The sequence below is a fragment of the Glycomyces sp. NPDC046736 genome (genome assembly GCF_040645615.1).
Classification (GTDB): domain Bacteria; phylum Actinomycetota; class Actinomycetes; order Mycobacteriales; family Micromonosporaceae; genus Glycomyces.
The window spans coordinates 107,782-131,736 of sequence record NZ_JBEYYO010000017.1 but is presented as its reverse complement, the minus strand read 5'-3'; the positions used below and the strand labels follow the sequence as shown (position 1 = coordinate 131,736).

Here is a 23,955-nt window from a genome sequence, read left to right as displayed (position 1 = left end):
ATCGAGCTTCGGAACGAGGCCGAACTCGGAGGGGGCGATATCGACCCGCGGCTGACCGATCGCATCGCAGCGTTCCTGGCCGCGGAACATCCGGTTCTTCTCACCGGCTCCGCGCGTCGTGCGTTGCGGCCCTTAGAGCTTGCCCAGGAGCGAGACCACGGGGTAGCCGTCGAGGCGGTCGCGCCCGGACAGGGCCCCGATCTCCAGAAGGGCCGCGCAGGCGGCGACGGTGCCGCCGAGGCCTTCGACGAGGCGGACCCCGGCGGCCATGGACTCGCCGGTGGCGATCACGTCGTCGACCAGGAGGACGCGGTCGCCTTCTGCGACGGCGTCGGCGTGCATCTCGACGCGCACTTCGGCGTATTCGCCGGTGTAGGACTCGACGGCGGCGGCGCGGGGCAGCTTGCCTGCCTTGCGGATCGGGATGAGGGGCTTGGCGGTGCGGTCGGCCAGCGGCGCGGCCCACAGGAACCCGCGGGCGTCGAACGCGGCCACGGTGTCGTACGGGTAGTCCGCGCACGACTCCTGGAGCCGGTCGATGGACTCCCTGAACGCCGCGGGATTGGCCAGCAGCGGGGTGATGTCGCGAAAGCCCACCCCGGTCTCGGGGAAGTCGGGCACGACGGGCACGTATTCGGTCAGATCCACAGCGGCAAGGGTAGCCGGTGGTCAGGCGCCGGTCCCGTCCTTCGCGGCGGTCGCGGCACCGCGACCGGCCCGGCGTGCGAGGATCTGCGGTGATGCGGGCGAAGCGGAGGTCGCTTCGCGAACGGGCGAGTGGGAGTGGACATGGAGCAGCGCGTACTGGGCAGGACCGGCGCGAAGGTCGGGGTGATCGGCTTCGGGGCGTGGCAGATCGGGGCCGCGTGGGGTGACGTGAGCGAAGCCGACGCCGAAGCGGCCCTGGAAGCGGCGGCCGCCGCGGGGGTCACGTTCTACGACACCGCCGATGTGTACGGCGACGGGCGTTCGGAGCGGTTCATCGGGCGGTTCCGCAAAAGCCACGAGGGGGTCTTCGTGGCGACCAAGATGGGCCGCAGGGTCGAGCAGACCCTGGAGAACTACAGCGCCACGAACTTCGCGGCCTGGAACGACGACTCGCGCGCCAACCTCGACGTGTCCGAGCTGGACCTGGTGCAGCTCCACTGCCCGCCGCCGGCCGTGTACGCCGACGACGCGGTGTTCGACGCCTTGGACGCGATGGTCGCCGAGGGGCGCTTGCGCAACTACGGGGTGAGCGTCGAGACCTGCGACGAGGCGCTCGCCGCGATCGCGCGGCCCAATGTGGCCACGGTGCAGATCATCCTGAACCCGTTCCGGCAGAAGCCGCTCGACGAGGTGCTCCCGGCCGCGCAGGCCGCCGGCGTGGGCATCATCGCGCGCGTGCCGCTGGCTTCGGGACTGCTGTCGGGCAAGTACACCGCCGAGACCACGTTCGCCGCGGACGACCACCGCAACTTCAACCGCCGCGGTGAGGCCTTCGACGTGGGCGAGACGTTCGCCGGGGTCGACTTCGCGACCGGCCTGGAGGCGGTCGAGCGGCTGCGCCCGCTCGTGCCCGAGGGGATGACGCTGGCGCAGTTCGCGCTCCGCTGGATCCTCGACCAGGCGGCCGTCTCGGTGGTCATCCCGGGCGCGCGGAACGCGAAGCAGGCCGAGGGGAACGCCGCCGCGGCGGACTTCGGGCCGCTCGGTGCGGAGGTCCACGCCGAGGTCGCGAAGGTCTACGACGAGCTGATCCGCCCGCAGGTCCACCACCGCTGGTAGCGGCGAGGCCCGCGGACTCCGGTTCGCGGGCCGCCGCCGGTGCGCGCGTGTTTGAATGCGGGCATGGGCATCTCGATACTGCGCGGCGACATCACGAAGCAGCGCGTCGACGCGATCGTCAACGCCGCCAACTCCTCGCTCTACGGCGGCGGCGGGGTCGACGGCGCGATCCACCGGGCAGGCGGGCCCGCGATCCTGGAGGCCTGCCGCGACCTCCGCGCCTCGAAGTACGGACGGGGGCTGGCGACCGGGCAGGCCGTGGCGACCACCGCCGGAAAACTCGAGGCCCGCTGGGTCATCCACACCGTCGGCCCGGTCTACTCCACCGACGAGGACCGCTCCGATCTGCTCGCGTCCTGCTACCGCGAATCCCTCAAGGTCGCCGACGAACTCGGGGCCGCCTCGATCGCGTTCCCGGCCGTGTCGGCCGGGGTGTACGGCTGGCCCGCCGACTCGGCGGCCCGGATCGCGGTGGAGACGGTCCGCACGGCCGGGACCCGAGTCGCCGACCTCCGCTTCGTGCTGTTCAACGACGAGGTCTACCAGGCGTTCGCCGCCGCCGCGGGTTGACCGGTTGTCACACCCGGCGGTTAGGCTCGTCGCTCCTCCCCGACCGGGGTCGCCGCCGAGGAAAGGGCCGCCGATGCAGACGCTCACCGAGGACGCCTTCGCCGCCGCCGAACGCTACCTGCTGCTCCATGCCAGGCTCGTGGACCGGCTCCGGTACGCCCACGCGTTCCAAAGCGCCCCAGGCGAACTCGTGCGAGGCGCCGTGGCCGCCTACCAAAACCTCGACGGCGGGTTCGGCAACGCGATCGAACCGGACCTGCGCGGCGCGGGCAGCCAGCCGCAGGGCGTCGAAGTGGCCCTGTGGATGCTCGAAGGCATCGGCGAGGGCGCGGGCCCGATGGTCCAGCGGGCCTGCGACTGGCTCGCGGCCAACTCCACCGAGGACGGCGGTGTGCCGTGGGTGCTCCCCAACGTCCTGGACGACCCGCGCGGCCCCTGGTGGCAGCCCGCGGGCGAGCAGCCCCCTGCCGCGCTCAACCCCACCGCGCCCGTCGTCGGGCTCCTCACCGCTCGCGGCATCGACCACCCGTGGCTCGGCCCGGCCACCGAGTTCTGCTGGAAGGCCCTCGCCGAACTCACCGAGATCAGCGCCTACGACGCGCTGTGCGCGCTCGCGTTCCTCGAACGCGCCGCCGACCGCGAACGGGCCGAAGCCGAGTTCGCCCGCCTGCGCGAAGGGCTTCGCGCCGTCGCGGCCCTCGACCCGGACGCCCCGGGCCACGTCCACTCCCCGCTCGACCTCGCCCCCAGGCCCGACGCTCTGGCCCGCAGCCTGTTCAGCGGCGAGGAGATCGACCGCAGCCTCGACGCTCTGATCGCCTCTCAGAACGAGGACGGCGGCTGGGCTCCGAACTTCGAGATGTGGACCCCGGTCGTAGTCCACGAGTGGGGCGGCTACCTCACCCTCGCGAACCTGAAGATCCTCAAGGCCTACGGCCGCATCGCCTGAGCGAGTCGTTCCATGCGCGAGGGCCGGTCCCGTCGGGACCGGCCCTCGCGTCTTCAAGCGTTACAGGGGTTTGAGGGCGGTGCCCACGAGGTGGGGTTTTCGGGAGACCGGCCAGGGCAGGAACCCGAAGTGCTCTCGGCGCAGACCCTCGGTGGTGAATCCGGCGGCTTCGATGGCGCCGAGGGTGTCGCGGGAGAGGTGGCAGCCGCCGTTGAGCGGGGACCACAGGGCCGCGTCGAACGCGCGCTCGACCAGGCTGGGGTCGTCGCCGTGGGCGCCGACGTGTTCGAAGCACACCAGGGCGCCGCCGGGCTTGAGGACCCGGAAGATCTCGGCCAGCGCGTCCTGTTGGGAGTCGACCGAGCACAGGACCGCGGTGGCGATCACGGTGTCGAACGAGTCGGATTCGACCGGGAGGGCTTCGGCCGTGCCGTCCACGATGGCCGCTTTGAGGCCGAGGTCGTCGGCTTTCTCGCGGGAGAGGTCGCGGAAACGGGGTTCGGGTTCGACCGCGACCAGTTCAGTCACGGTCTCGGGGTAGTGGGGGAAGTTCGCGCCGAAGCCGCAGCCGAGTTCGAGCACCCGCCCGGAGACCGGGGCCAGCAGGCGGGCCCGCTGCGCTCCGAGGCCGCGCGCCTCCAGTGGGGCGGCGGCACTCGGATACCGGCGGGCGAAGACTCGGCGTCGCCGTCTCGACATCAGTTCTCCTCGTCGTTTTGGGATCGGGCCAGGAGGACGACGACAGCGGCCATCACGAGCACCAGGATCACGGCCACCGTGAAGGTGTCGATCGCGAACAGGGCGTTCAGGCCCTGCGCGAGGAACGGGGCCATGACCGCGAGCAGGGCGGCGAGGGCGATCCACCGCGCGTTGCGTCGCATGAAGTCCATCAGTGCTCCTCCCGGGTTGGGCCTCCGAGCCTACGGGAGCACCGCTTTGGGCGCTGACCGCGGTCGCGAGTCCCCTTGGGGCGCGGTGCGGCTCAGTTGGTGCGGGTGTTCGGGAGGTGGTCGCCGAGGTAGCCGATCCAGATGCGGCCGGTCGCGCCGCCGGCGTCATCGAGGAAGTGCATGCGCGGGGCGGGCGAGCCGACCGACTGGAGCTTGATGTGCGAGGGCATGAAGAGCTTCCCGGAGGGGTCGATCTCGGTGGGGACGGGGAAGACGCGGGCCCGGTGGTACTTGGGGTTCTCTGTGACCGAGTCGGACTCCTTCATGGACACCATGGTCGGGGAGACCACGGCCGCACCGGGCCTCGGGCGGCTGCACCAGTCGTAGAAGCCGCCGGAGAAGTGGCCTTCGGCTCGGGCTTCGGCGTAGGCGTCGAGGGCGCAGAGGGCGTCCCAGGCCTTGCCGGTCCAGCGGCGGCGGTGGCGCGGGTACATGACGTCGAGGCGCGAGACCTCGGTGTCGAGGGTGCCGGGAAGGTCGAGGCGCCGCAGGCGCTTGCGGGCCCGCTGCACGACGTCCATGAGGCTCTCGGCCTCCCAGGGATCGGCGGTCTCGACGCCGTAGACGGGGTCGGCGTGTTCGGCCAGGCGGCCTTCGAGCCAGCGGATGCGGTCCTGCGCTTTGCGTTCGAGCTCTTGGAGTTCGACGTAGTCGGCTTCGAGCTGGTCGTACTGGGATTGGAGCCGTTCGATCTCGCGCCCGCGCCCGCCGCGTCCGAGGAGCCCGGTGGCGTCGACGGCGCGGGTGAGGGCCTCCACGTGCGAGGACATGGTCCGGATGAGCGCGGTGGTCTCGGAGTCGCCGCCTCGGGCCATGTCGACCAGGGCTTCGAGGACGCTGTCGTCGAGGTGGTCGGCGAGTCGTTCGGCGATGCGGTCGGCCGCCGCCTCGGTGATCGAGACCTGTGGGGGTTCCGGTTCGGCTTCGGCCGCGGCGGGTTCGGGTCTGGGTTCGGGTATCGCCGCCGGTTTCGGCGCGGGCTTCTTCGGCGGATGCGGGACGGCTATCGCGGCCGGGCTGGGGGCCGCGGCGTGGAAGGCCCCGGGGGCGAGCGTCCCGGCGAGTACGCGGGCGGCGCGCGGTTCGGCCTGGCGCACGTCGGTGGGCAAGGGGCGGTGCACGGAGGCCTCGATGACCCCTTCGACGACCACGCCGAGCGCCTTGACGCCGTGGTCGCGGATCGCGCCGCCGCCGCGGGGCTGGTGTCGCATCGCGTAGGACTCGGCGCCGGGGCGCACGCCCGGCAGGTAGGTGCGCAGGCCGCCGCCGAAGACGCTGAGATCTGCGCCCAGCCAGGCGTTGAGCTCGTCCTGGGCGCGCGTGTCGTAGAGGCGGGCCACCACGGCGACGCCCGCGAGCGCGCTCGCGAGGTGGTCGGCGCAGGCGGCGATGAGGCCTGAGTCGCCGCGCGCGGTGGAGAGGACGATGACCGGCACGGCCCGTTCGGGGTCAGCGAGCCAGGCGGTGAGGCCCTGGACCTCCTCGGGACCGACGACGTGCGGCCCGGACTCGACGGGGACGGCCCCGTCGGTGGCGCGCCCGGTCGCGAGGAACGCGGCGACGAACCCGGGGGCGCGTTCGAGCTGCGCGGGCGGCTCGCCTTCGACGGTGACGCGGACCCAGTTGGCGGCGGGGGTGCGGCCGAGGGCCCAGGTGGCGGTGGTGCGCAGGCGGGCGCCGCCGACCTGCGCGTCCAGCGTGTAGGTCCCGCAGACTTCGGTGTCGGCGAACGTGACCCGGGCCCGGGCGAGGGTGTGCTCGGCCCGCGGTGCGCCGTCGTCGTCGACTCCGGCCCAGGACGCGAAGCAGCGCCGCAGCCGGGGGCCGAGCCGCTGCCCTCCGTCGCGGAGCAATGCCTGGTAGAACTGCGTCACGGCGCCTCCAACGGTCCACCACACGGCCACGTTGAGGCAACATGCTACTGGAGACGGACGTTCACGTCGTCCCCCAAATCCGATAGGGACGGTCGGGGATGCGACACGGGCCCGCGCCGACAGGCGCGGGCCCGTGGAAGGTTCGGTCAGGAGTGCTCGGCGGCCGGGGTCTCCTTGGCGGGGGCGGACTCGTCGGGGTTGTTGGCCTTGTCGAGGACGGGTTCGCCCACGTCGCGCTCGGCGAGGTGGCGGCGCACCGAGTAGGTCACGGCCGCGATCCACACGGCGGCGATGACGATGTAGGCGGTGTACTCGATCGCGGCCGGGGCGCCGATCCAGTCCGAGCGCAGCAGGGTGCGGGAGTTGGTGAGGATGATGACGCCGCCGACGGCCGAGCCGAGGACGCGCGGCGGGATGTGGCGCACCAGCCAGGCCGCGATCGGCGCGGCGATGAGGCCGCCCAGGAGCAGCACCCCGACCCACGCGAAGTTGACGCCCGCGGTGCCGATGCCGATGATGAACCCGACCGAGGCGGCCACGGCCACCAGGAACTCGGAGGTGTCGATCGAGCCGATGACCTTGCGCGGCTCGATGCGCCCGCTCGCCAGCAGCGCGGGGGTGCCGACCGGGCCCCAACCGCCGCCGCCGGTGGCGTCCAAGAAGCCGCCGACCAGGCCCAGCGGGGTCAGGAACCGGTTGCGCAGCGGCTTGCCGAGGTTGCGGCGGTCCAGGCCCCGGAAGGTGAAGCGGATGATCAGGTACAGGCCCAGCGAGAGCAGGATGAGCGCCATGACCGGCGCGGCGATCTCGGTCGAGAGCCACGACAGGAAGGTCGCGCCCGCGAACGCGCCGATCGCGCCGGGGATGCCGATCTTGAGGACGACCTTCCAGTCCACGTTCCCGAAGCGCCAGTGCGAGGCGCCCGAGGCGAGGGTGGTGCCGATCTCGGCGAGGTGGACGGTGGCCGACGCCGACGCGGGGTTGGTGCCGATGGCCAGCAGCAGCGTCGTGGAGGTGACGCCGTAGGCCATGCCGAGGCTGCCGTCGACGAGTTGGGCGGCCAGACCGACCAGGCCCAGGAGGACGAGGGTGCGCACGAGAAAGCCTTCCGACGGTGACCGGGCGAAGAACTCTACCAAATCTATGGGAAACATAGATTGCCGTCGCGCGTCCGTCAACGTCCGTCCCGCGGGCCGGGATTCTCGCGCACATGATGGGAACGCGGGATTTCACGCGCATTCGGCTTCGCGCGCGCCCCACGCGTACCAGAATCGGGCGTGACGCCGCCGTCCGGCGGCCTGAAGAGAGGAAGACGCGCATGAGCCAACTCATCGCCGTGGCCTACCCGGACGTCCCCACCGCGCAGACGGTCCTGGCCAAGCTCGCCGACATGCAGAAGCGCGAGCTCATCAAACTCGGCGACGCCGTGGTGGTCGAGCGCCGCGACGACGGCAAGGTCAAACTGCACCAGTCCACCTCGCTCACCGGCGTCAGCGCCGCGGGCGGCGCGCTGTGGGGCGGCCTCATCGGCCTCCTGTTCTTCGCGCCCCTGCTCGGCATGGCCGTCGGCGCGGCCGCGGGGGCCGCGGGCGGGGCTATGACCGACATCGGCGTGGACGACTCGTTCATGAAGGAGCTCGGCAAGGAGCTCAACCCCGGCAGCGCCGCGCTGGTGCTGCTCGTCCTCTCGGCCACCGAGGACAAGGTGATCGAGGAGCTGGGCGGCCAGTACCAGGGCCGACTCCTCCAGACCAACCTCTCGACCGAGGACGAGGCGCGGCTGCGCGAGGCGATCGACACCGCCACCGGCGCGCAGGCGTAACCGAAGCGGAAAGGACCGGAGCGGACGGGAGCGGCCCCCGTCCGCTTTCGGCGTTTCCGGGCTCAGCGCGCCCGCGCCCGCTTACGCTCGCTGCGTGAAGCGCACTCGTAGAACCGCAGGTGTGATGCCCGAGCATCACCCTCGGGCCTACGCCGTGCCGACCAATCCCTGGGCCCGGCTCGCGTCGGGACACCCCACCTCGGTGTTCCTGCTGCGGCTGCTGCCGTTCATCCTCCTGGCCGCGACCGTGCCGCTCGCGTTCGTCAGCCCGATCATGATCCCGTACGCCAACTACGCGCTGGTGCTGCTGCCCGCGTTCACCGCGCTCGTCAACGGCCCCGTCGCGACCGCGGTGGCGACGGCGGCGGTCCTGGCGTTCGTCAGCGCCGGGTCCGAGGCGCTGGGGCTGCTCCCCTACCCGCCGAGCGTCTGGGCCGACCTGCCCCCGATCGCGGTGGTCGGACTCCTGTGCATCGCCTTGGCGTGGACCAGGAACCGGCTCATCCTGCGCCTGTTCGACATGACGCTGGTGGCCGAGACCGCGCAGCAGGCGATCCTGCCGAACCTGCCCGGGCGCATCGGCGGCATGAAGGTGTCCGCGGTGTACCGCACCGCCCGCGGCAGCCCCGGGCTCATCGGCGGCGACTTCTACGACGTGCAGGACACCGACTTCGGGGTGCGGGCCATCGTGGGCGACGTCCAGGGGCACGACCTGAGCACGGTGCGGGTCACCGAGGCGCTGCTGGGGACCTTCCGCGAGCGGGCCATCGACGACCCGGACCTGACCACGCTCGCCGCGCACCTGGAGCGGCGCGTGCGATTGGACAACCGCGACCGCGACGAGTGGGGCCAGACGTTCGCCACCGCCGCGCTCATCGAGATCAGCCCGGCCCGGGACCGGCTGCGGACCCTCCTGTGCGGACACCCCGCGCCGCTGCTGGTCCGCTCGTGCACCTACACGATCGGCGGCAAGCCCACGCCGCCGCTGGGCTTGGCGGACTTCGCGATCGACACCCCCGCGCAGGTCCGCGAGGTCGAGCTCGCGCCGGGCGACCTGGTGATCGCCTACACCGACGGCCTGGTCGACGCCAAGAACGCCGCCGGGCAGACCTTCCCGCTGTTCGCGCTGCTCAACGCCCACGTGCGGGCTGGCGTGCGCGACCCCGAGAAGCTGCGCACCCGGCTGCGCAAGGACTTCGTCTCGGGCGCGTACCAACGCGAGGACGACCTGACCGGCCTGATGATCCAGATCCCCGAGCCGACCGCGAAATAGCGGCACCGCGAGAGCGGTGCCGCTGCGAAGACCGGCCTAGGCGGTGTTCACGAACCCCCGCCGACCGCTATCCGGCCGATCACCGGACACGCCCTAGTGCCCCTCGTCCCCGCCGCCGTAGTAGGACCGCGGGTCCGAGCCCTCGGGCTGGCCAAGCGGGAGGTTCGCGGTGACGACCTCCCCGTTGTCGAAGGTGAACGACACTTCGACCGGCGCGTTCGCCGAGACCGGCTGCGTCAGGCCCTCCAGCACCAGGAACGGTCCGTTCCCGGAGGACAGGCGCACGTACGCATCGGGGGCGATGACGATCGGGAACCCGGCCACTGCGGCGTCCGCGGCGTCGAGGACCACGGACTCGGCCGCCGGGCTGGTCACCGCCGTGAGCGCCACGGGCGCTTGGCCCTCGTTGGCGATCCACACCCGCAGCGGGGCCTGCCCGCCTTCGGGGTAGCCGCCGTCGCCGGCGTACTCGACCTGGAGGTCGCGCAGCGCCAGCGACCCCGCGTCCACGTCGACTCCGGTGATGGCCGGGACCGTGTCGGCGGTCTGGGTCACCTGTCCCGCACCGCAACCGGTCAGTGCCAGGGCCGCCGCGGCCAGTACCGCGGCCAAGCGGACCCCCGCCTTCATGCGGCTCGCAGCCGCGCTCGCGTCTCGTCTCTCCACAAGCGCCACCTTATGCGCGCGGGCGTCCACCTCCGGGGCGCGACATACCGTGCGGTGGGTCTAACGGTGGTTGCGGCCCACGGCTCGGTGGTCGAACGAGGCGAGGACGCGGTCGACCAGGGCCGGGTCGCGCCCGGGCTGGGACCGCATGGCGAGGACGCGCGCGGTGGCGGCGGTGAGCAGTTCGCTCTCCAGGCGCTGCATGGCGTCGATGCGGCTGGCGAGCGCTTCGTTCTCGGGGTTCTCGCGGTCTTCGACCAGGGCGGCGACCTGCTCGCCGCGGCGGTCGTACCAGCGTTGCATCTTGGCGGCGACCTCATCGTCGACCTCGCCGGACTCGCGCAGTTCACCGAGCCTGGCGTAGGCGGCCTTGGCGGCCTCGTTCATGATCGCGTGCAGGTCCTGGCTCTCCTTGTCGGCGTCGGATTTGACGCCGAGCAATTCGATCAGGCCCGGCAGCGTGAGGCCCTGCGCGACCAGGGTCGCGAGGACCACGACGACGGCGAGGAACTGGATCTGCTCGCGTCCGGGGAAGGGGCTGCCGTCGGCGATGTAGGTGGGCAGTGCCAGCGCGGTGACGATGGTGACCACGCCGCGCATCCCCGCCCAGGCGGTGACCACGGCCATGCGCGGGTGGTCGCCCAGTTCCTTCCAGCCGATGCCCATGCGGCCGAAGAGGATCGCGAGGCCGAGCCAGAGGATGCGGACGGCGATCACCGCGCCCGCGATGGCGAGGGCCTTCCACAGCATCTCGCCGAAGCCGTAGTCGACGGCTTGGATGATGTCGACCAGTTCCATGCCGACCAGGCCGAAGGTGAGGGCGTTGAGGACGGTCTCGGCGACTTCCCAGACCGAGCCTTGGACCAGGCGCCCTTCGAAGTCGTCGGGGTCGTTGGAGCGGGCCATGATGAAGAACGCGGCGCAGATGACGGCGAGCACGCCGGAGGCGTGGACGGCTTCGGCGACCAGGTAGGCGATGTAGGGGGCGGTCAGGCCCAGGGCGGTCGAGACGCGGCTGTCGCGCACGAGGGCCACGAGTTTGTAGAGCACGAACCCGATGCCGAGGCCGATGAGGGTGGCGGCCGCGGCGGAGTAGACGAACAGTCCGGCCGAGAACCAGATGGAGATCGAGCCGGACACGACGCCCATGACGGCCACGTTGTAGAGCGTCAGGGCGGTGACGTCGTTGAACAGGCCTTCGCCTTCGAGGATGGTGACGAGTTTGCGGGGCAGGCCGAGTCGGCCCGCGACGGCCGAGATGGCGGCGGCGTCGGGCGGGGCCACGATCGCGCCGAGGACGATCGCGGCGGCCACGGGCAGGGCGGGGCTGATCGTGGCGGCGAGCGCGGCCACGGCCGCGGTGGTCACGAACACGAGGATGACCGCGAGGAGCAGGATGGGCCGCCAGTTGGCGGCGAAGTGGCGCCAACTGGATTTGCGGGCCGCGGCCCACAGCAAGGGCGGCAGCAGGATCGGCAGGAGGTGCTCGGGGTCGATGTCCAGCGGGGGCACGCCGGGGACGAGGGCCAGGGCGAGGCCGTAGAGGCAGATGAGGACGGGCGCGGGGATGCGCATCCATTCGGCCGCGGCGGTGAGCAGGAGTCCGCCCACGGTGAGGGCGAACAGGATCGCCACGAGTTCCATGGGGCCTCCGCCGGGTCGACGCGCTCGATGTCGGGGACATCCTATGCGCGGGGCCGGGCGCTTCGGGGTCACTCGGGCCCTGTTGAGGTGATTTGCGGCTATCGTTCCGCACTATGAGCACTGTAGACACCGCCGAGCGGGCTGAGGCTGAGGAGCCCGCGCCTCCGGCGCTGCCGAAGTCGCGGCGCAACCTCGTGTTCGTGACGATCCTGCTGGGCATGCTCATGGCCGCGCTGGATCAGACGATCGTGTCCACGGCGCTGCCGACGATCGTGGCCGACCTCGGCGGGGCCGGGCACATGGCCTGGGTGGTCACGTCGTACCTGTTGGCGGAGGCGATCGCGGCGGCGGTCGTGGGCAAGTTCGGCGACATGTTCGGGCGCAAGTCGATCTTCCAGATCAGCGCGGTCGTGTTCGTGGGCGGCTCGATCCTGGCCGGGTTCAGCACCGACATGGTGTTCCTGATCGCGGCACGCGCGGTGCAGGGTCTGGGCGCGGGCGGGCTCATGGTCACGGCGATGGCGCTCATCGCCGACGTGATCCCGCTGCGCGAGCGGGGGAAGTACCAGGGCGCGATGGGCGCGGTCTTCGGGGTGACCACGGTCCTGGGGCCCACGCTGGGCGGCCTGTTCACCGACCACCTGTCGTGGCGGTGGTGCTTCTACGTGAACGTGCCGATCGCGGTGGTGATGATCGTGATGGCCGCGGCGTTCGTGCCGCGGGTCCGCTCGGCGGCCAAGCCGGTCATCGACTACCTGGGGCTGATCTTCGTCGCGATCGGCACTTCGCTGTTGATCCTGGCCCTGGAGTGGGGCGGCGGCGAGTACGCGTGGGACTCGGTGACGATCCTGGGCATGTTCGCCGGGGCGGCGGTGGCGCTGGCGCTGTTCGTGGTGGTCGAGCGCCGCGCGGCCGAGCCGATCCTTCCGATGTGGCTGTTCAAGAACCCGGTGTTCACGGTGTGCTCGATCCTGAGCTTCATCGTGGGGTTCGCGATGCTCGGGGCGATGACGTTCCTGCCCACGTACCTGCAATACGTGGACGGGGTGTCGGCGACGGTCTCGGGGTACCGGACGCTGCCGATGGTCGCGGGGATGCTGTTCACCTCGATCCTGTCGGGGTCGGTGGTGAGCCGGACCGGGAGGTACAAGATCTTCCCGATCCTCGGCACCGCGTTCATGGCCGCGGGGCTCTATCTCATGTCGACGATGGGGCCGGGCACGAGCGTGTGGCTCGAATCGGTGTACATGCTCGTTCTGGGCCTGGGGATCGGGCTGGCGATGCAGGTGCTCACGATCGCGGTGCAGAACACGGTGCCGTACGCGCAGATGGGCGCGGCCACGTCGGGCGTGACGTTCTTCCGGACCGTGGGGTCGACGTTCGGGACGGCGATCTTCGGGACGCTGTTCAGCAACCACTTGACGCCGCTGCTGGCGCAGGCGTACGCCGAGACCGGGGTGGACCCGGCCGCGGCGGCGAGCCCGGCGGGGCTGCACGAGCTGCCGGACACGGTGATCGCGCCGATCGTCCAGGCGTACGCCGACTCGATCGACTTCGTGTTCTTCTGGACCGTTCCCGTTGCGCTGCTGGGCTTCGTGGTGGCGTGGTTCCTCCAGGAGCGGCCGCTGCACGACGCGGCGCGGGGGCGCGCGGCCGACATGGGCGAGGGCTTCGGCGCGCCCGACCCGGCGCCGTCGGAGGAGCGGTTGGCGCGCATGGTCGCCGACGTGATGCAGCGCGAGCGGCGCACGGTGTTCACCGAGGTGTACGAGTCGGCCGCGAACGCTTCGGCGCTGGACCGGGCCAGCACGTGGGCGCTGCGGCAGGTCTACATGCGGCAGGTCTCGGGCGAGCCGGCCACGCTGCTGCGCATCGCGGCGGCGCACGCGCTGCCGCCGCAGGTGCTGCAACCGGTGTTCGTACAGGTGGTCCGCGAGGGCTATGTCGCGCTCGACCGGGGACACCTGCGCCTGACCGAGCGGGGCCTGGCGGAGTTCGGGCTGTTCATCTCGGCGTGGAAGCGCTGGCTCGACCGGCGCTTGGACGACTGGGACTTCGACGACCCGGCCGACCGGGAGGTCTTCAACCGCGCCGTTGGCCACTTGGCGCGCGACATCGCGCAGCAGGAGTCCATCGAACACGTGCAATCCGAGGCGGCCTCGAAACCGGGTTAGGGCGTGTCCGGGATTGTCACGGAGTGTCTACACAAATCGGACATAAGAGGGACCCCTGGATCAAAAATACGCGGGGGGTACGACACGGTTTCGGGCCTTCTGTACGAAAAAGCGCCGGGCCTCTGACGGGGCCCGGCGCTTCGCCTCGGGCGCGAGGGATGCTCAGGCGCGGCGGTACGGGAGCGGGAGCAGGTGCTCGTCGCCGAGCTCGCGCGCGGCCTCGCGCGGCCAGTACGGGTTGCGCAGCAGCTCGCGGCCGAGGAGCACCGCGTCGGCTTCGCCGTCGGCGAGGATCTTCTCGGCCTGGCGCGGCTCGGTGATGAGCCCGACCGCCGCGGTCGGCAGGCCGGTCTCGCGGCGCACCCGCGCGGCGAACGGCACCTGGTAGCCCGGGCCGCTCGGGATCGACGCCACCGGCACGTTCCCGCCGGTCGTCAGGTCGAGCAGGTCCACGCCGCGCTCGCGCAGCAGACCGGCGAGGCGCACCGTGTCGTCGGCGGTCCAGCCCTCGGGCTCGACCCAGTCGGTGGCCGAGACGCGGAACAGCAGCGGCCGCTCCTCCCCCACGACCGCGCGCACCGCGTCCACGACCTCCAGCGGCAGCCGCACCCGGTTCTCGAACGAACCGCCGTACTCGTCCTCGCGCAGGTTCGAGATCGGGGAGAGGAACTCGTGCAGCAGGTACCCGTGCGCGCCGTGGACCTCCACGACCTCGTACCCGGCGTCCAGGGCCCGCTGGGCGGCGGCCGCGAAGGCCTCCACCACGCCGGCGATCTCCTCGACGGTGAGCGCGTGCGGGACCTGCGTCCTGTCGCTGAACGCCACAGCGCTCGGCGCGACCGGGGTCCAGCCGCCCTCGGCCTCGGTCAGCGACCTCCCGCCGTTGAACTCCAGGTCGTTGCTGCCCTTGCGGCCCGCGTGGGCGAGCTGGATGCCAGGGACGACCCCGTGCGATCGCATGAACGAGGTCAGGCGCTTGTGGCCCTCGACCTGGACCTCGTTCCAGATCCCGAGGTCGCCGGCGCTGATGCGGCCCTCGGGGACGATCGCGGTGGCCTCCACCAGGATCAGGCCGGGCCCGGCCACGGCCCGCGAGCCGTAGTGCTGCACGTGCCAGTCGTTCGGCGCGCTCTCCTGAGGCCCTTCCACGGCGGCGCTGTACTGGCACATCGGGGCCATCCAGGCCCGGTTGGCGAACGTGGTCCCGCGGAGCGTGAGCGGGGTGAACAGGTTGCTGGTCAAGATCGTTCCTTCGGATGAGCGGCGGTCCGGGCGCGGGGGTCGCGGGGGCGGCCCCAAGGGTACGTCCAGCCGGGGAGCTGGAGCAACGCCTCGACCGCGTCGGCTGACGCGGCCGCACCGTCGAGAGTACTTGCAAACGCGGGTTAATTGCAAGCGACGGTAATTGGCGGGGTGCGTATGTCACCGTACGCTAGACTTGCCGCGATCGTCTTGAGAAAGGGAGGTGCACCGTGGCCACGGCACCGTCCACCACCACCGCGCTGGCACAGACCTGGTGCAACCTGTCGGTCCTGCACGATCGCATCGGCGAGCGCGTCGGGCGCAGCCTCGAAGCCGAACACGACCTCAGCGTCCGCGAGTACTCGCTGCTCACCGTGCTCCACCGCCATCACAAGGGCAAGGTCGACCGGTTCCAGATGCGCGAGGTCGCCGACGCGATCGTGCTGAGCCAGAGCGCGACCACGCGCCTGGTGACGCGCCTGGAGGACCGCGGGCTCCTGGCCCGCACCATCTGCGCCGACGACCGCCGCGGCATCTGCACCAAGATCACCGAGGCCGGACGCGAGCTCTTCGAAGCGGCCCGGCCGACCCACGACGCGGCCCTGCGCGAGGCGCTCGACGAGGCCGGTAAGGACCCGGAGTTGCAGCCCCTGGTCGAGGCTTTGGAGCGGATCGGCGAGCGGCGCGCCGCTTAAGACTTCCAGAACTTCGCGGCCGCGCGGGCCAGGAGGTCCCGCTGGCCGCGGCTCAGCCTCGCCTCGTAGCGGTGGTTGAGGTAGAGCCCGGGGGGCTCGGACTCGATGCGGAAGGCGTTGCCGAGCCACAGCACGGGGTGGCCGTCCTCGAGTTCCCACAGTTGCACGATCCGATCGGCGGGCGCGATCGTCATTCTGATGTGGAGGCCCGCGCTCTCGACGTCCTCGGTGCGGACCCAGCCCACGACGGAAGCGTCGGGGTAGCCGCTGGGCGGCTGCGGTGCTTCGGATGCGTTCATGTCCGGGCCAGCCATTTCGTGCAATACGACAATCCGGTCTCCATCATCGCAGACCACGGTATGCACGCAAGTGCCGCACAGAGTGACACCGGGTCAGCAATGACCAGGATAGTAGGCGCATCAGACGCCCGCGCCGCCGCACCGGCCGTGCGACGGCCCGTGCAGTGACCCGCGGCCGCCTCGACGCGCCCGAGATTTCGAGCGCGGCGGCGGTCCGGATACTGGACGAATGAAGCTCAGCCGCCCGGTCTCGCTGTTCCTCCTCGCCTTCGGGGTGTGGTCGCTTGCAATCTGGACAACTTTTGTCAAGAACTTGTTTCAGGACGTCAGCGGCCTGGCCTTCGACGCATCAGGCGATCCCACGGGCTACTTCTGGGTCCATTTGACGCTCGCGATCACCTCGCTGGGACTCGGCATCGCGATCGGGATCATCGGCCTGAGAGGACTCCGCGCGGCCCTCCGCGAGCCCCGCGAGTGAATCCTCAAGGGACATTCCGACGACTGGACGACTCGCCTCGAAGTCAGATATCCGACGAGTCCGACATTCATCCGTTCGTGACCGGCGTGTCGCGTGCGCTCTGCGAAATCCCCTCGCTCGACGCCCGGTCCGATGGCAGGCTGACCCGATGAACGCGACCCCAGGCCCCACCGAGCACGGCGACCCCGCCGTGGCCCGCGACGGCGAGATCCTGCGCACCGAGGTCGGCTCCGACCTCCACGGCCTCGCGCTCCCCGGCGCCGCCGACCACGACGAGATGGGCGTCTACGTCGAACCGCCCGAGCGCGTCATCGGGATGGTCCCGGCGATGGACCACTACGTGTGGCGCACCCGGCCCGAGGGCGCGCGGTCGCGGCACGGCGACACCGACCTGGTCATGTACTCGCTGCGGAAGTACCTCCGCCTCGCCGCCGCGGGCAACCCCACGGTGCTGCTGCCGATGTTCGCGCCCAAGGAGTCGGTGCACGCCTCGACCGAACTGGGCGAGGAGCTGCGCGGCCTGGGCGCGGCGTTCCTGTCGCGGCGCGCCGCCGAGCGGTTCGTGGGCTACCTCGACGGCCAGACCGAGCGGCTGCTCGGGCGCGGTCGCCAAGGCGACATGCCGAACCGGCCCGAACTGGTCGCCAAGTACGGCTACGACGTCAAGTACGCCTCGCACGCGCTGCGACTGGGCTTGCAGGGCTTGGAGATCGCCGAGCGCGGGACCCTGACGCTGCCCATGCCCGAGGCCGACCGCGAACGCGTGCTCCGCGTCAAGACCGGCGGCGTGCCCGAACTGGCGACAGTGTTGGCCGAAGTGGACGAGGTACGTGGCCGGATCCTCGACGCGCTCGCTTCGGGCCGCACCCCGCTGCCCGCCGAGCCCGACCTGGAGCGGATCTCGGCCTGGTCGGTCGACGCGCATCTGCGTCACTGGCGAGCGAGGGGACTCGCCTGAGTCAGGCGCGCTGGAGGTCGTCGAGGGCCTTGAGGGCCAGGTGGCGTTCCTGGTCGCTGTCGGCGCCCACGATCTGGTCGACGCAGCGCAGCATCGCCCAGGACCGGACGCGGCCCGCATCGGCGCCCAGGCCCTCGGCCACGGCCTGGAGGAGGTCGGTGCCCGAGTGCGGGCCGTGGACCTGCTGCTTGAACAGGAAGTACCCGCCGTCGAAGGCGCGTTCGGCCACGCACGGCTTCGGGTCGATCAACAGCCACGGTTCGCGTTCGGCCGAGACGATGTTCGTCAAGTGGGTGTCGCGGTTGGCGAGGCCGAGTTCGGGGGTCTCGCGCAGCAGTTCCTCACCGAGTTCGACGCCGAGACGCAGCGTCTCCTCACCGGCGCGGTAGAGCGTCTCGGGCCCGGCCGTGCGGTAGGCGGCGATCCACGCCTCGACCAGGTCGGCGGCGTTCGGGATCTCGGGGAGGCCCTCGAAGGACTCGACCGGGCGCCACAGCCGCCGGTAGAGCCCGCACGCGATGCCGATGCGCCGCCACGCGGCCTCGGGGGTGCGGTGGCCGAAGAAGCGGGTGGACTTGAGGCGGTTGCCCGGGACCAGGCGCTCCATGAGGATGCCGCCGGTCGACGGGTCGTAGTCGTAGAGCCGCACCGCGCCGTCGCCGTCGTAGGCGCGCAGCGCCGTGGCCTCGGCCCGGTTCTCATCGTCGACATAGGGCACTTTGAGCACCGCGTCCGAGCCGTCCTCGCGTCGCGCGGCGACCACATAGGCCTGCGAACCGCCCGCGAAGGCCGGGACGTCGAGCTTGAGCGACCACTTCCTGGCCAGCGCCCACACTGTCCTGGGGAGTTCGTCGAGCCAGGCTTGCCCGTCGGCGCCGTGCCAGGCGAGCACATCGCGTCGAACGGATGAGGGCACCACTCCAAATCGCATCGGTACAGTATCGAGCACTGTCGACCGCCGACGCAATCCGCATGCGCATGTGGGGCTTGGGGTCTGGTTCAGTCGGTGTTCACCAGGGACGCGACCGCGTGGGTCACGGGGGTGTCGCCGCCGCGCAGTTCGAGGACTTGCCTGGAGACGGCGGGGGTGCGGAGGAGTTCGGCGAGGACGGCCGCGACGTCGGCGCGGGTGACGCTGCCGCGTCCGGCGGGCGGTTTGGAGAGCAGCACGGCGCCGGTGGGCGGGTCGTCGGTGAGGGCGCCGGGCCGCAGGATGATCCAGTCGAGGTCGCGGGCGCGCAGGTCGTCTTCGGCGGCGGTCTTGGCTTCGAGGTAGGCGGCCCAGACCTCGTCGCGGGCGGGGTCGGGGGTCGAGCCGGCGCCCATGGTGGAGATCTGGAGGTAGCGGCGGACGCCGGCGCGTTCGGCGGCGTCGGCGAGGAGGACGGCGGCGGCGCGGTCGACGGTGTCCTTGCGGGCGGCGCCGCTGCCGGGTCCGGCTCCGGCGGCGAAGACGACGGCGTCGACGTCGTTGCCGGTCTCGGAGTCGAGGAGGGCGCCGAGGTGTTCGGGGTCGGCCTGTTCGAGGTCGAGGAGGATGGGTCGGCCGCCGATCGCGGTGAGGTCTTCGGCGTGGTCGGGGTTGCGGATCAGTCCGGTGACGGAGTGTCCTTCGGCGGCCAGGATCTCGGTCAGGAGCAGCGCGATCTGTCCGTGCCCTCCGGCGATGACGACATGCATACGGCCCACCATAGCCCGGTGGGCGGTGGCGCGGGCGGGTCTGCGGCGCGGGGGTTTCGGCGGTTCAGGCGCGTTTCTTGGCGGAGCGGCGGCGCAGGAGCGCGCCGACGGCCCAGCCGGCGAGGAAAACCACGGTGATCATGATCCACATGGGGGTCTCGACGCGGACGAGCCAGAGTTTGACGCCGACTTCTTCGGTGTTGGCGAGGATGAACCAGACGGCGAGGGCGAGGATGACGCCTGCGGTGATGAGCCTGCGGACGGTGATGCCGTTCTTGCCCTGGTCGGTGTTTGTGGTGGTCATGGCCGTGTCCTCTCTTCAGGAGGGTGCAGGGCCAGTATGGGCCGCGGGGGCGGCGTGCGGCGGGGTATGGGGATTTCGGGCGGTCCCGGCGGCGCGTGCCGCCGGGACCGATCAGGTTATGAGGCGTAGGGCGCGGCGGCGGCTTGGGCGGCCGTCAGGAGTGCGCCTTCGTTCTCGGGCCACAGGCTCGCGTCGACGCAGGTGTAGGCGGGGAAGAATCCGCCGCAGGTGCCGAAGTTGCCGCCGACTTCGAAGGTGAAGGCGGCGACGCCGAGTTCGCCGTAGGCCATGTCGTCGGTGGTGCCGGAGGTGCCGTAGCCGACGGTGTCGTCGTTGGTGCCGACGAAGTAGCCGTTGTATTCGGCCATGTCGGCGCCGAGGGCGCGCAGCGCGGTGTCATTCGGGGCGGGATCTGCGGTGTAGCCGTAGGGGATGATGATGTAGTTCCCGTAGGAGTGCAGGGTGATGAAGACGTCGCGGGCGTCGTCGGGCGCGGGGTCGTTGGCGCCTGGGCCCCGCTGGTCGGGGTGCATGTCGCGCAGCCAGGCCTCGATCGCCTGCGTCTCGGGTTCGGAGGCGGCCGTGGCGCCTTGGTAGGTCTCGGCGCAGGGGTTGGTGGAGTCGTTGCCCCATTCGAAGGACGAGTTGCGGTTGAGGTCGATGCCGAGGCGGCTGCCGCAGTTGCCGGCGGTGTCGTTGGCGTTCTTGCGTTGGAGGACGGGGTTGTTGCCGCCTGAGGCGACGATGTCGACGCCGTCGGGGTTGACGATGGGGACGACCCACACTTCGGTGGTGTCGAGGAGTTCGGTGACCTCGGGGTCGGTGCCGTAGCCGTCGACGAGTTTCTCGATCCAGCGCCAGGCGATCTCGCCGGTGGCGATTTCGCGGGCGTGGATCTGGGCCATGAGGGTGAAGCGGGGTTTGACCGAGTCGGGGTCGGTCTCGCAGTCGCCGTCGGTGAGTTTGGTGAGGCACACGGCGAGGAGGTCGTGGCCGCCTTGGCCCTGGGTCTTGAGCCAGGAGTCGCCGATGTCGTGGAGGACGGTGAGGTCGGGGTTGGCCTCGGTGATGGCCTGGAGGTCGGCTTCGTAGGCGTCGACGGTGCGGTAGCCGCCGTAGTAGGTGCCCTCCTGCTGGATGGCGGGGTCGACGGCTTTGTAGACGGTGTCGTGGAATTCGGGGTCGTGGCCGAGGTCGCGCAGTTCGTCGGCGACGGCGGCGTCGCCGATGATCTGGGCGCGGCCGTCGTGGGCTTCGGCGATGTCGAAGCCGAGGGATTCGAGTTCGGTGAGTTCGGTGGCGGTGAGGCCGTCCACGTTCCAGGCGACGGGTGTGGTGTCGTCTGCGGTGGGGCCCGCGGGGTCGGCTTGTGCGGTGAGGGCGGCGGTGCCGGTGGCGGCCGCGACGACCCCCAGGGCGACGCCCGCTGTGGCGAGCCTTCGCTTGAGGCGCATGGGTATTCCTTTCTCTGCCCGCCGAGGGTGGGCGGGCCGAAGAGGCGATGAAAAGGACCTAACCACATATTTGACCATCAATTCATAAGGAGCGCAACATATCCGGACACAATGGATGCGCTATCCGGCGGTGACGCGGCGGCTGATCGCGACGAGGTAGGCGTCCCGGTCGTAGGGGTTCGCGTCGGTGCGGGGCCGGGACGGCACGGGGCCGCTCACCGGTTCGTGGCGTTCGAAGGCGCTCTCCAGCAGGCCTTCTCCGCGGGTCATGCCCGGGAGGCGCTGGCCGAGGCCGTGGACGGCGGTGGCGGGGATCGTGCCTTCGAGGACGTAGCGGCCTTCGCGGGGCGCGGGCGCTTCGGGCACGGCCCGCAGTTTCGACAGCGCGCCGAGGACGCCGCCGAGGTCGGCCTCGGGCAGCTCGATCCTGAAGCGGTGCAGGGGTTCGCACACCACGGTGCCCGCTTCGTCGAGGGCCTGGGCGAGGATGAGCGGGACGAGGCCGCGGAAGTCCCCTGCGGTGCTGGACATGGACTTGTCGAACGAGCCGTGCGCGTGGGACTGCCGGGCCCAGTACCCGGTGTGGGTGACGGTGACGGCGCAGCCTTGGACCTGCCAGCCGTGCGGGCCCTGCGTCAAGGTTTCGTGGACGGTCTCCTCCAGGGCTTTGAAGAACGCGAACGGCATGGAGCCGAGTTCGACTTCGAGCCGGAACTCGTTGTCGAGGCTCTCGGCGGGCTCGGCGCGCAGGCCCACGGTGGCCAGGAACGGGTTGGGGGCCTTGGCGATGTACTCGACGGCCGCGCCGGTCCCCAGTGGGCGTTCGACGCAGATGACGGTGGATTCGCGAAAGGCCACGTCGAGGCCGTACTCGTCGGCGAGGGTCGCGCCCACGACCTCCTTCTGGACCTCGCCGTAGAGGGAGACGGCGAGCTCGCGGCGGCGCTCGTCCTGGCGCAGGCCGATGAGCGGGTCCTGTTCGGCGAGCTGGGTGAGCGCGGTGTGGAGCGCCGGTCGGTCCTCCTCGCGGCCGGGGACGACCACGGTCTCCAGGGTGGGCGGCGCGAAGTGGCCCGAGACGGCGCGCGGGGGCGTCCCGATCGGGTCGCCGATGCGGACCTCGCCGAGGCCGCGGAACTTCGCGATCCGGCCCGCTTCGACGGTGCGCGAGGATCGCTCGCCGCCGTCCTCGAACACGTCGATGCCGGTGACCTTGGCCGACCGGCCGCCCACGGTGATCTCCTCGCGCACGGCCACGCGCCCCGAATACAGGCGCGCGTAGGCGATCCGCTCCCCCGCCGGGCCGCGGTCGACCTTGAACACGGTGCCCGAGAGCGGCCCTGCCGGGTCGGCGTCGGTGCCGGGGAGGAACCGCCGGATGCCGTCCACCAGGCCTGCCACGCCCGCACCGGTGATCGCCGATCCGAAGTGGACGGGATGCGCGCGGGCCCGAGCGACCTGGGTCGCCAGCGCGGCGTCGAGTGCGGCGGGGGTGAGGGTGCCGTCGAGGTAGGCGGCCAGGAGGTCGTCGTCGAGGTCGGCGAGGGCTTCGGCGACGGTCTCGGGGCCGGCCGGTCGCGGTGTGGCGGCGGCGCGGGCGGTGCCGATGGCGGTCACGGTGTCCATCGGGATGAGGGCGGGGTCGAGGGCGGTGGCGAGTTCGTCCAGGATCGAGTCGCGGCGCGCTCCGGCGCGGTCGATCTTGTTGACGAACACGAGGGTGGGGACGCCGAGGCGGCGCAGGGCCCGGAAGAGGACGCGGGTCTGGGCTTGGACGCCTTCGACGGCGGAGACGACGAGGACGGCGCCGTCGAGGAGGCCGAGGACGCGTTCGACTTCGGCGATGAAGTCGGGGTGGCCCGGGGTGTCGACGAGGTTGACGGGCGTGCCGGCGAGGTCGAAGGCGACCACGGCGGACTTGATGGTGATGCCTCGCCTGCGTTCGAGGTCGAGGGTGTCGGTGCGGGTGGAGCCCGCGTCGACGCTGCCGACTTCGTCGATGACGCCGGCGGCTTGGAGGAGCCGCTCGGTCAGGCTGGTCTTACCGGCGTCGACATGGGCGAGGATCCCGAGGTTGAGCGTGCGCAATTGCGGTCATGTCCTTTGCTTGGTGGATGCCTTCCTGGTGGGACATGAACGGCTTGTGCATGGGGGCTCCTTCGCCTCGGGTACGAAGGGGCCAGTTCAGCATGGGTGCGCGGTGGGCGCAAGGGGTTTTACGCGGCGGCTGCGGCTTCGTCGTCGAGGAGCGAGCGGATGACCTTGGCGACGCCGTCGTCGGCGTTGGTGGGGGCGCGGTCCTTGGCGGCGGCGATCGCTTCGGGGTGGGCGTCGCCCATGGCGTAGGAGCGTCCGGCCCAGGAGAGCATGGGGGCGTCGTTGGGCATGTCGCCGAAGGCGACGACGTCGGCGGGGCCGACGCGGCGGTCCTTGCACCATTGGGCGAGGCCGAAGGCCTTGTCGGCGCCGCGGGCGTTGAAGTCGAGCATGCCGAAGTCGCCCCAGTGGCACATGGACAGGCCGCCGAGGTCGGCGCCTTCGACGGCGGCGGCCATCTCCTCGCCGGTGCGGGCCGAGCAGTAGACCTTGATCTTGACCGCGCGTTTGGCTTTCTTGAAGACGGCGTCGAGGTCGTCGACGAATTCCCAGTTGGTGGCGCCGACGAGGTCGCGGTAGGCGGCTTCGCCGACGATGTGGGCGCCGTTCTCGACGGCGAAGATCGCGTCGGGGAGGCGCTGGGCGATGGCGGCGGCGACCTTGCGGGCGAGGGCGAGGCGGATGGAGCGGAGGATGCGGATGCGGCCGGTGGCGGGTTGGTAGAGGATCGCGCCGTTGGCGCACACGGCGCCGTCCAGGAGCGGGATGAGGTCGGGGAGCATGTCGACGCCGTAGGGGGTGCGGGCGGTGACGGCGACGACGGCCAGTCCTTCGTCGCGGGCGGCGGCGAGGGCGTCGCGGGTGGGAGGGGTGAGGTCGCCGCGGGGTCCGAGCAGCGTGCCGTCGAGGTCGGAGGCGATCACTAGGGGTTTGAGCACGGTTCAAGTATCGCCTCTGGTCGCAAGGGCCGTGGAGGGGCGGGGTTTCGGAGGGTGATGGAGTGTTGACTTCGATTGGGGCGCAATGGTTCAAGTAGTGATGGTGACGACCGACACGCGT

Annotated in this window: 24 protein-coding genes; 9 read left to right on the top strand and 15 right to left on the bottom strand. The window is 71.2% G+C overall.

Annotation, left to right across the window (positions count from 1 at the left end; all coding sequences use genetic code 11):
* Window positions 1-132: 132 nt before the first annotated feature.
* Window positions 133-648 (bottom strand): adenine phosphoribosyltransferase, encoded by a 516-nt coding sequence (locus AB0B28_RS17320; RefSeq protein ID WP_360121957.1) that lies wholly within the window; start codon window positions 646-648, stop codon window positions 133-135.
* Window positions 649-789: 141 nt separating this feature from the next.
* Between AB0B28_RS17320 and AB0B28_RS17315 the strand changes: the two genes are divergently transcribed.
* The 3 genes from AB0B28_RS17315 (at window position 790) to AB0B28_RS17305 (ending at window position 3,286) form a co-directional block, all read left to right on the top strand.
* Window positions 790-1,767: an aldo/keto reductase gene (locus AB0B28_RS17315; RefSeq protein ID WP_360121954.1), complete on the top strand. Its 978-nt coding sequence runs from the start codon at window positions 790-792 to the stop codon at window positions 1,765-1,767.
* A gap of 63 nt (window positions 1,768-1,830) precedes the next feature.
* On the top strand, window positions 1,831-2,337 hold the full coding sequence (locus AB0B28_RS17310) for an O-acetyl-ADP-ribose deacetylase (RefSeq protein ID WP_360121951.1): 507 nt from the start codon (window positions 1,831-1,833) through the stop codon (window positions 2,335-2,337).
* A gap of 73 nt (window positions 2,338-2,410) precedes the next feature.
* Window positions 2,411-3,286 carry a hypothetical protein gene (locus AB0B28_RS17305; RefSeq protein ID WP_360121948.1) on the top strand — a complete coding sequence of 292 codons (876 nt, stop codon included), beginning with the start codon at window positions 2,411-2,413 and terminating at the stop codon, window positions 3,284-3,286.
* Between the two features lie 60 nt (window positions 3,287-3,346).
* Here the strand turns inward: AB0B28_RS17305 and AB0B28_RS17300 are convergent, their stop codons facing one another.
* The 4 genes from AB0B28_RS17300 to AB0B28_RS17285 all read right to left on the bottom strand — a co-directional run bounded on the left by AB0B28_RS17300 (window position 3,347) and on the right by AB0B28_RS17285 (window position 7,207).
* Window positions 3,347-3,985, bottom strand: a complete 639-nt coding sequence (locus AB0B28_RS17300) for a methyltransferase domain-containing protein (RefSeq protein ID WP_360121946.1) — start codon at window positions 3,983-3,985, stop codon at window positions 3,347-3,349.
* Window positions 3,985-4,176, bottom strand: a complete 192-nt coding sequence (locus AB0B28_RS17295; protein ID WP_360121943.1) for a hypothetical protein — start codon at window positions 4,174-4,176, stop codon at window positions 3,985-3,987. Before AB0B28_RS17295 ends, AB0B28_RS17300 begins: the two co-directional genes overlap by 1 nt.
* A 92-nt stretch (window positions 4,177-4,268) precedes the next feature.
* On the bottom strand, window positions 4,269-6,110 hold the full coding sequence (locus tag AB0B28_RS17290; protein WP_360121940.1) for a hypothetical protein: 1,842 nt from the start codon (window positions 6,108-6,110) through the stop codon (window positions 4,269-4,271).
* A 146-nt stretch (window positions 6,111-6,256) separates the two neighbouring features.
* Window positions 6,257-7,207: a sulfite exporter TauE/SafE family protein gene (locus AB0B28_RS17285; RefSeq protein WP_360121937.1), complete on the bottom strand. Its 951-nt coding sequence runs from the start codon at window positions 7,205-7,207 to the stop codon at window positions 6,257-6,259.
* 221 nt (window positions 7,208-7,428) lie between these two features.
* On the opposite strand from AB0B28_RS17285, the gene AB0B28_RS17280 reads away from it, so the two are divergent.
* Window positions 7,429-7,932 (top strand): DUF1269 domain-containing protein, encoded by a 504-nt coding sequence (locus tag AB0B28_RS17280; RefSeq protein WP_360121934.1) that lies wholly within the window; start codon window positions 7,429-7,431, stop codon window positions 7,930-7,932.
* Window positions 7,933-8,026: 94 nt separating this feature from the next.
* Window positions 8,027-9,205 (top strand): PP2C family protein-serine/threonine phosphatase, encoded by a 1,179-nt coding sequence (locus AB0B28_RS17275; protein ID WP_360121931.1) that lies wholly within the window; start codon window positions 8,027-8,029, stop codon window positions 9,203-9,205.
* Between the two features lie 93 nt (window positions 9,206-9,298).
* Here the strand turns inward: AB0B28_RS17275 and AB0B28_RS17270 are convergent, their stop codons facing one another.
* Window positions 9,299-9,871 (bottom strand): copper chaperone PCu(A)C, encoded by a 573-nt coding sequence (locus tag AB0B28_RS17270; protein ID WP_360121928.1) that lies wholly within the window; start codon window positions 9,869-9,871, stop codon window positions 9,299-9,301.
* A gap of 60 nt (window positions 9,872-9,931) precedes the next feature.
* Window positions 9,932-11,515, bottom strand: coding sequence for a sodium:proton antiporter (locus AB0B28_RS17265; protein WP_360121925.1), 1,584 nt, complete (start codon window positions 11,513-11,515; stop codon window positions 9,932-9,934).
* 113 nt (window positions 11,516-11,628) lie between these two features.
* On the opposite strand from AB0B28_RS17265, the gene AB0B28_RS17260 reads away from it, so the two are divergent.
* Window positions 11,629-13,689, top strand: a complete 2,061-nt coding sequence (locus AB0B28_RS17260; protein WP_360121922.1) for an MDR family MFS transporter — start codon at window positions 11,629-11,631, stop codon at window positions 13,687-13,689.
* A gap of 162 nt (window positions 13,690-13,851) precedes the next feature.
* On the opposite strand, the gene AB0B28_RS17255 is transcribed toward AB0B28_RS17260, so the two are convergent.
* Window positions 13,852-14,931, bottom strand: coding sequence for an NADH:flavin oxidoreductase/NADH oxidase (locus tag AB0B28_RS17255; protein ID WP_360121919.1), 1,080 nt, complete (start codon window positions 14,929-14,931; stop codon window positions 13,852-13,854).
* 230 nt (window positions 14,932-15,161) lie between these two features.
* On the opposite strand from AB0B28_RS17255, the gene AB0B28_RS17250 reads away from it, so the two are divergent.
* Complete coding sequence (locus AB0B28_RS17250; RefSeq protein WP_360121916.1) at window positions 15,162-15,626, top strand: MarR family transcriptional regulator; 465 nt, start codon at window positions 15,162-15,164, stop codon at window positions 15,624-15,626.
* Here AB0B28_RS17250 and AB0B28_RS17245 read toward each other — a convergent pair.
* Window positions 15,623-15,925, bottom strand: a complete 303-nt coding sequence (locus AB0B28_RS17245) for a hypothetical protein (RefSeq protein WP_360121914.1) — start codon at window positions 15,923-15,925, stop codon at window positions 15,623-15,625. The two genes, AB0B28_RS17250 and AB0B28_RS17245, sit on opposite strands and share 4 nt — an antisense overlap.
* Window positions 15,926-16,154: 229 nt before the next feature.
* Here AB0B28_RS17245 and AB0B28_RS17240 point away from each other — a divergent pair, with 229 nt between their 5' ends.
* Together AB0B28_RS17240 and AB0B28_RS17235 are read left to right on the top strand one after the other, a co-directional pair.
* Entirely contained in the window at window positions 16,155-16,403 is a 249-nt protein-coding gene (locus AB0B28_RS17240) for a hypothetical protein (RefSeq protein WP_360121912.1), read from the top strand.
* A gap of 148 nt (window positions 16,404-16,551) precedes the next feature.
* Entirely contained in the window at window positions 16,552-17,361 is an 810-nt protein-coding gene (locus tag AB0B28_RS17235; RefSeq protein WP_360121910.1) for a nucleotidyltransferase domain-containing protein, read from the top strand.
* 1 nt (window position 17,362) lies between these two features.
* On the opposite strand, the gene AB0B28_RS17230 is transcribed toward AB0B28_RS17235, so the two are convergent.
* From AB0B28_RS17230 to AB0B28_RS17205, 6 genes are all read right to left on the bottom strand, one after another.
* Complete coding sequence (locus AB0B28_RS17230; RefSeq protein ID WP_360121908.1) at window positions 17,363-18,292, bottom strand: aminoglycoside phosphotransferase family protein; 930 nt, start codon at window positions 18,290-18,292, stop codon at window positions 17,363-17,365.
* Between the two features lie 68 nt (window positions 18,293-18,360).
* Window positions 18,361-19,041, bottom strand: coding sequence for an NAD(P)-binding oxidoreductase (locus tag AB0B28_RS17225; RefSeq protein ID WP_360121906.1), 681 nt, complete (start codon window positions 19,039-19,041; stop codon window positions 18,361-18,363).
* Between the two features lie 64 nt (window positions 19,042-19,105).
* Entirely contained in the window at window positions 19,106-19,345 is a 240-nt protein-coding gene (locus AB0B28_RS17220; protein WP_360121904.1) for a DUF1049 domain-containing protein, read from the bottom strand.
* Between the two features lie 116 nt (window positions 19,346-19,461).
* Window positions 19,462-20,799, bottom strand: coding sequence for a M14 family zinc carboxypeptidase (locus AB0B28_RS17215; protein WP_360121902.1), 1,338 nt, complete (start codon window positions 20,797-20,799; stop codon window positions 19,462-19,464).
* Between the two features lie 120 nt (window positions 20,800-20,919).
* A complete protein-coding gene (locus AB0B28_RS17210) occupies window positions 20,920-22,887 on the bottom strand; it encodes a translation factor GTPase family protein (RefSeq protein ID WP_360121900.1) in 1,968 nt (655 codons plus the stop codon).
* A gap of 128 nt (window positions 22,888-23,015) precedes the next feature.
* Entirely contained in the window at window positions 23,016-23,834 is an 819-nt protein-coding gene (locus tag AB0B28_RS17205) for an HAD family hydrolase (protein WP_360121898.1), read from the bottom strand.
* Window positions 23,835-23,955 lie beyond the last annotated feature (121 nt).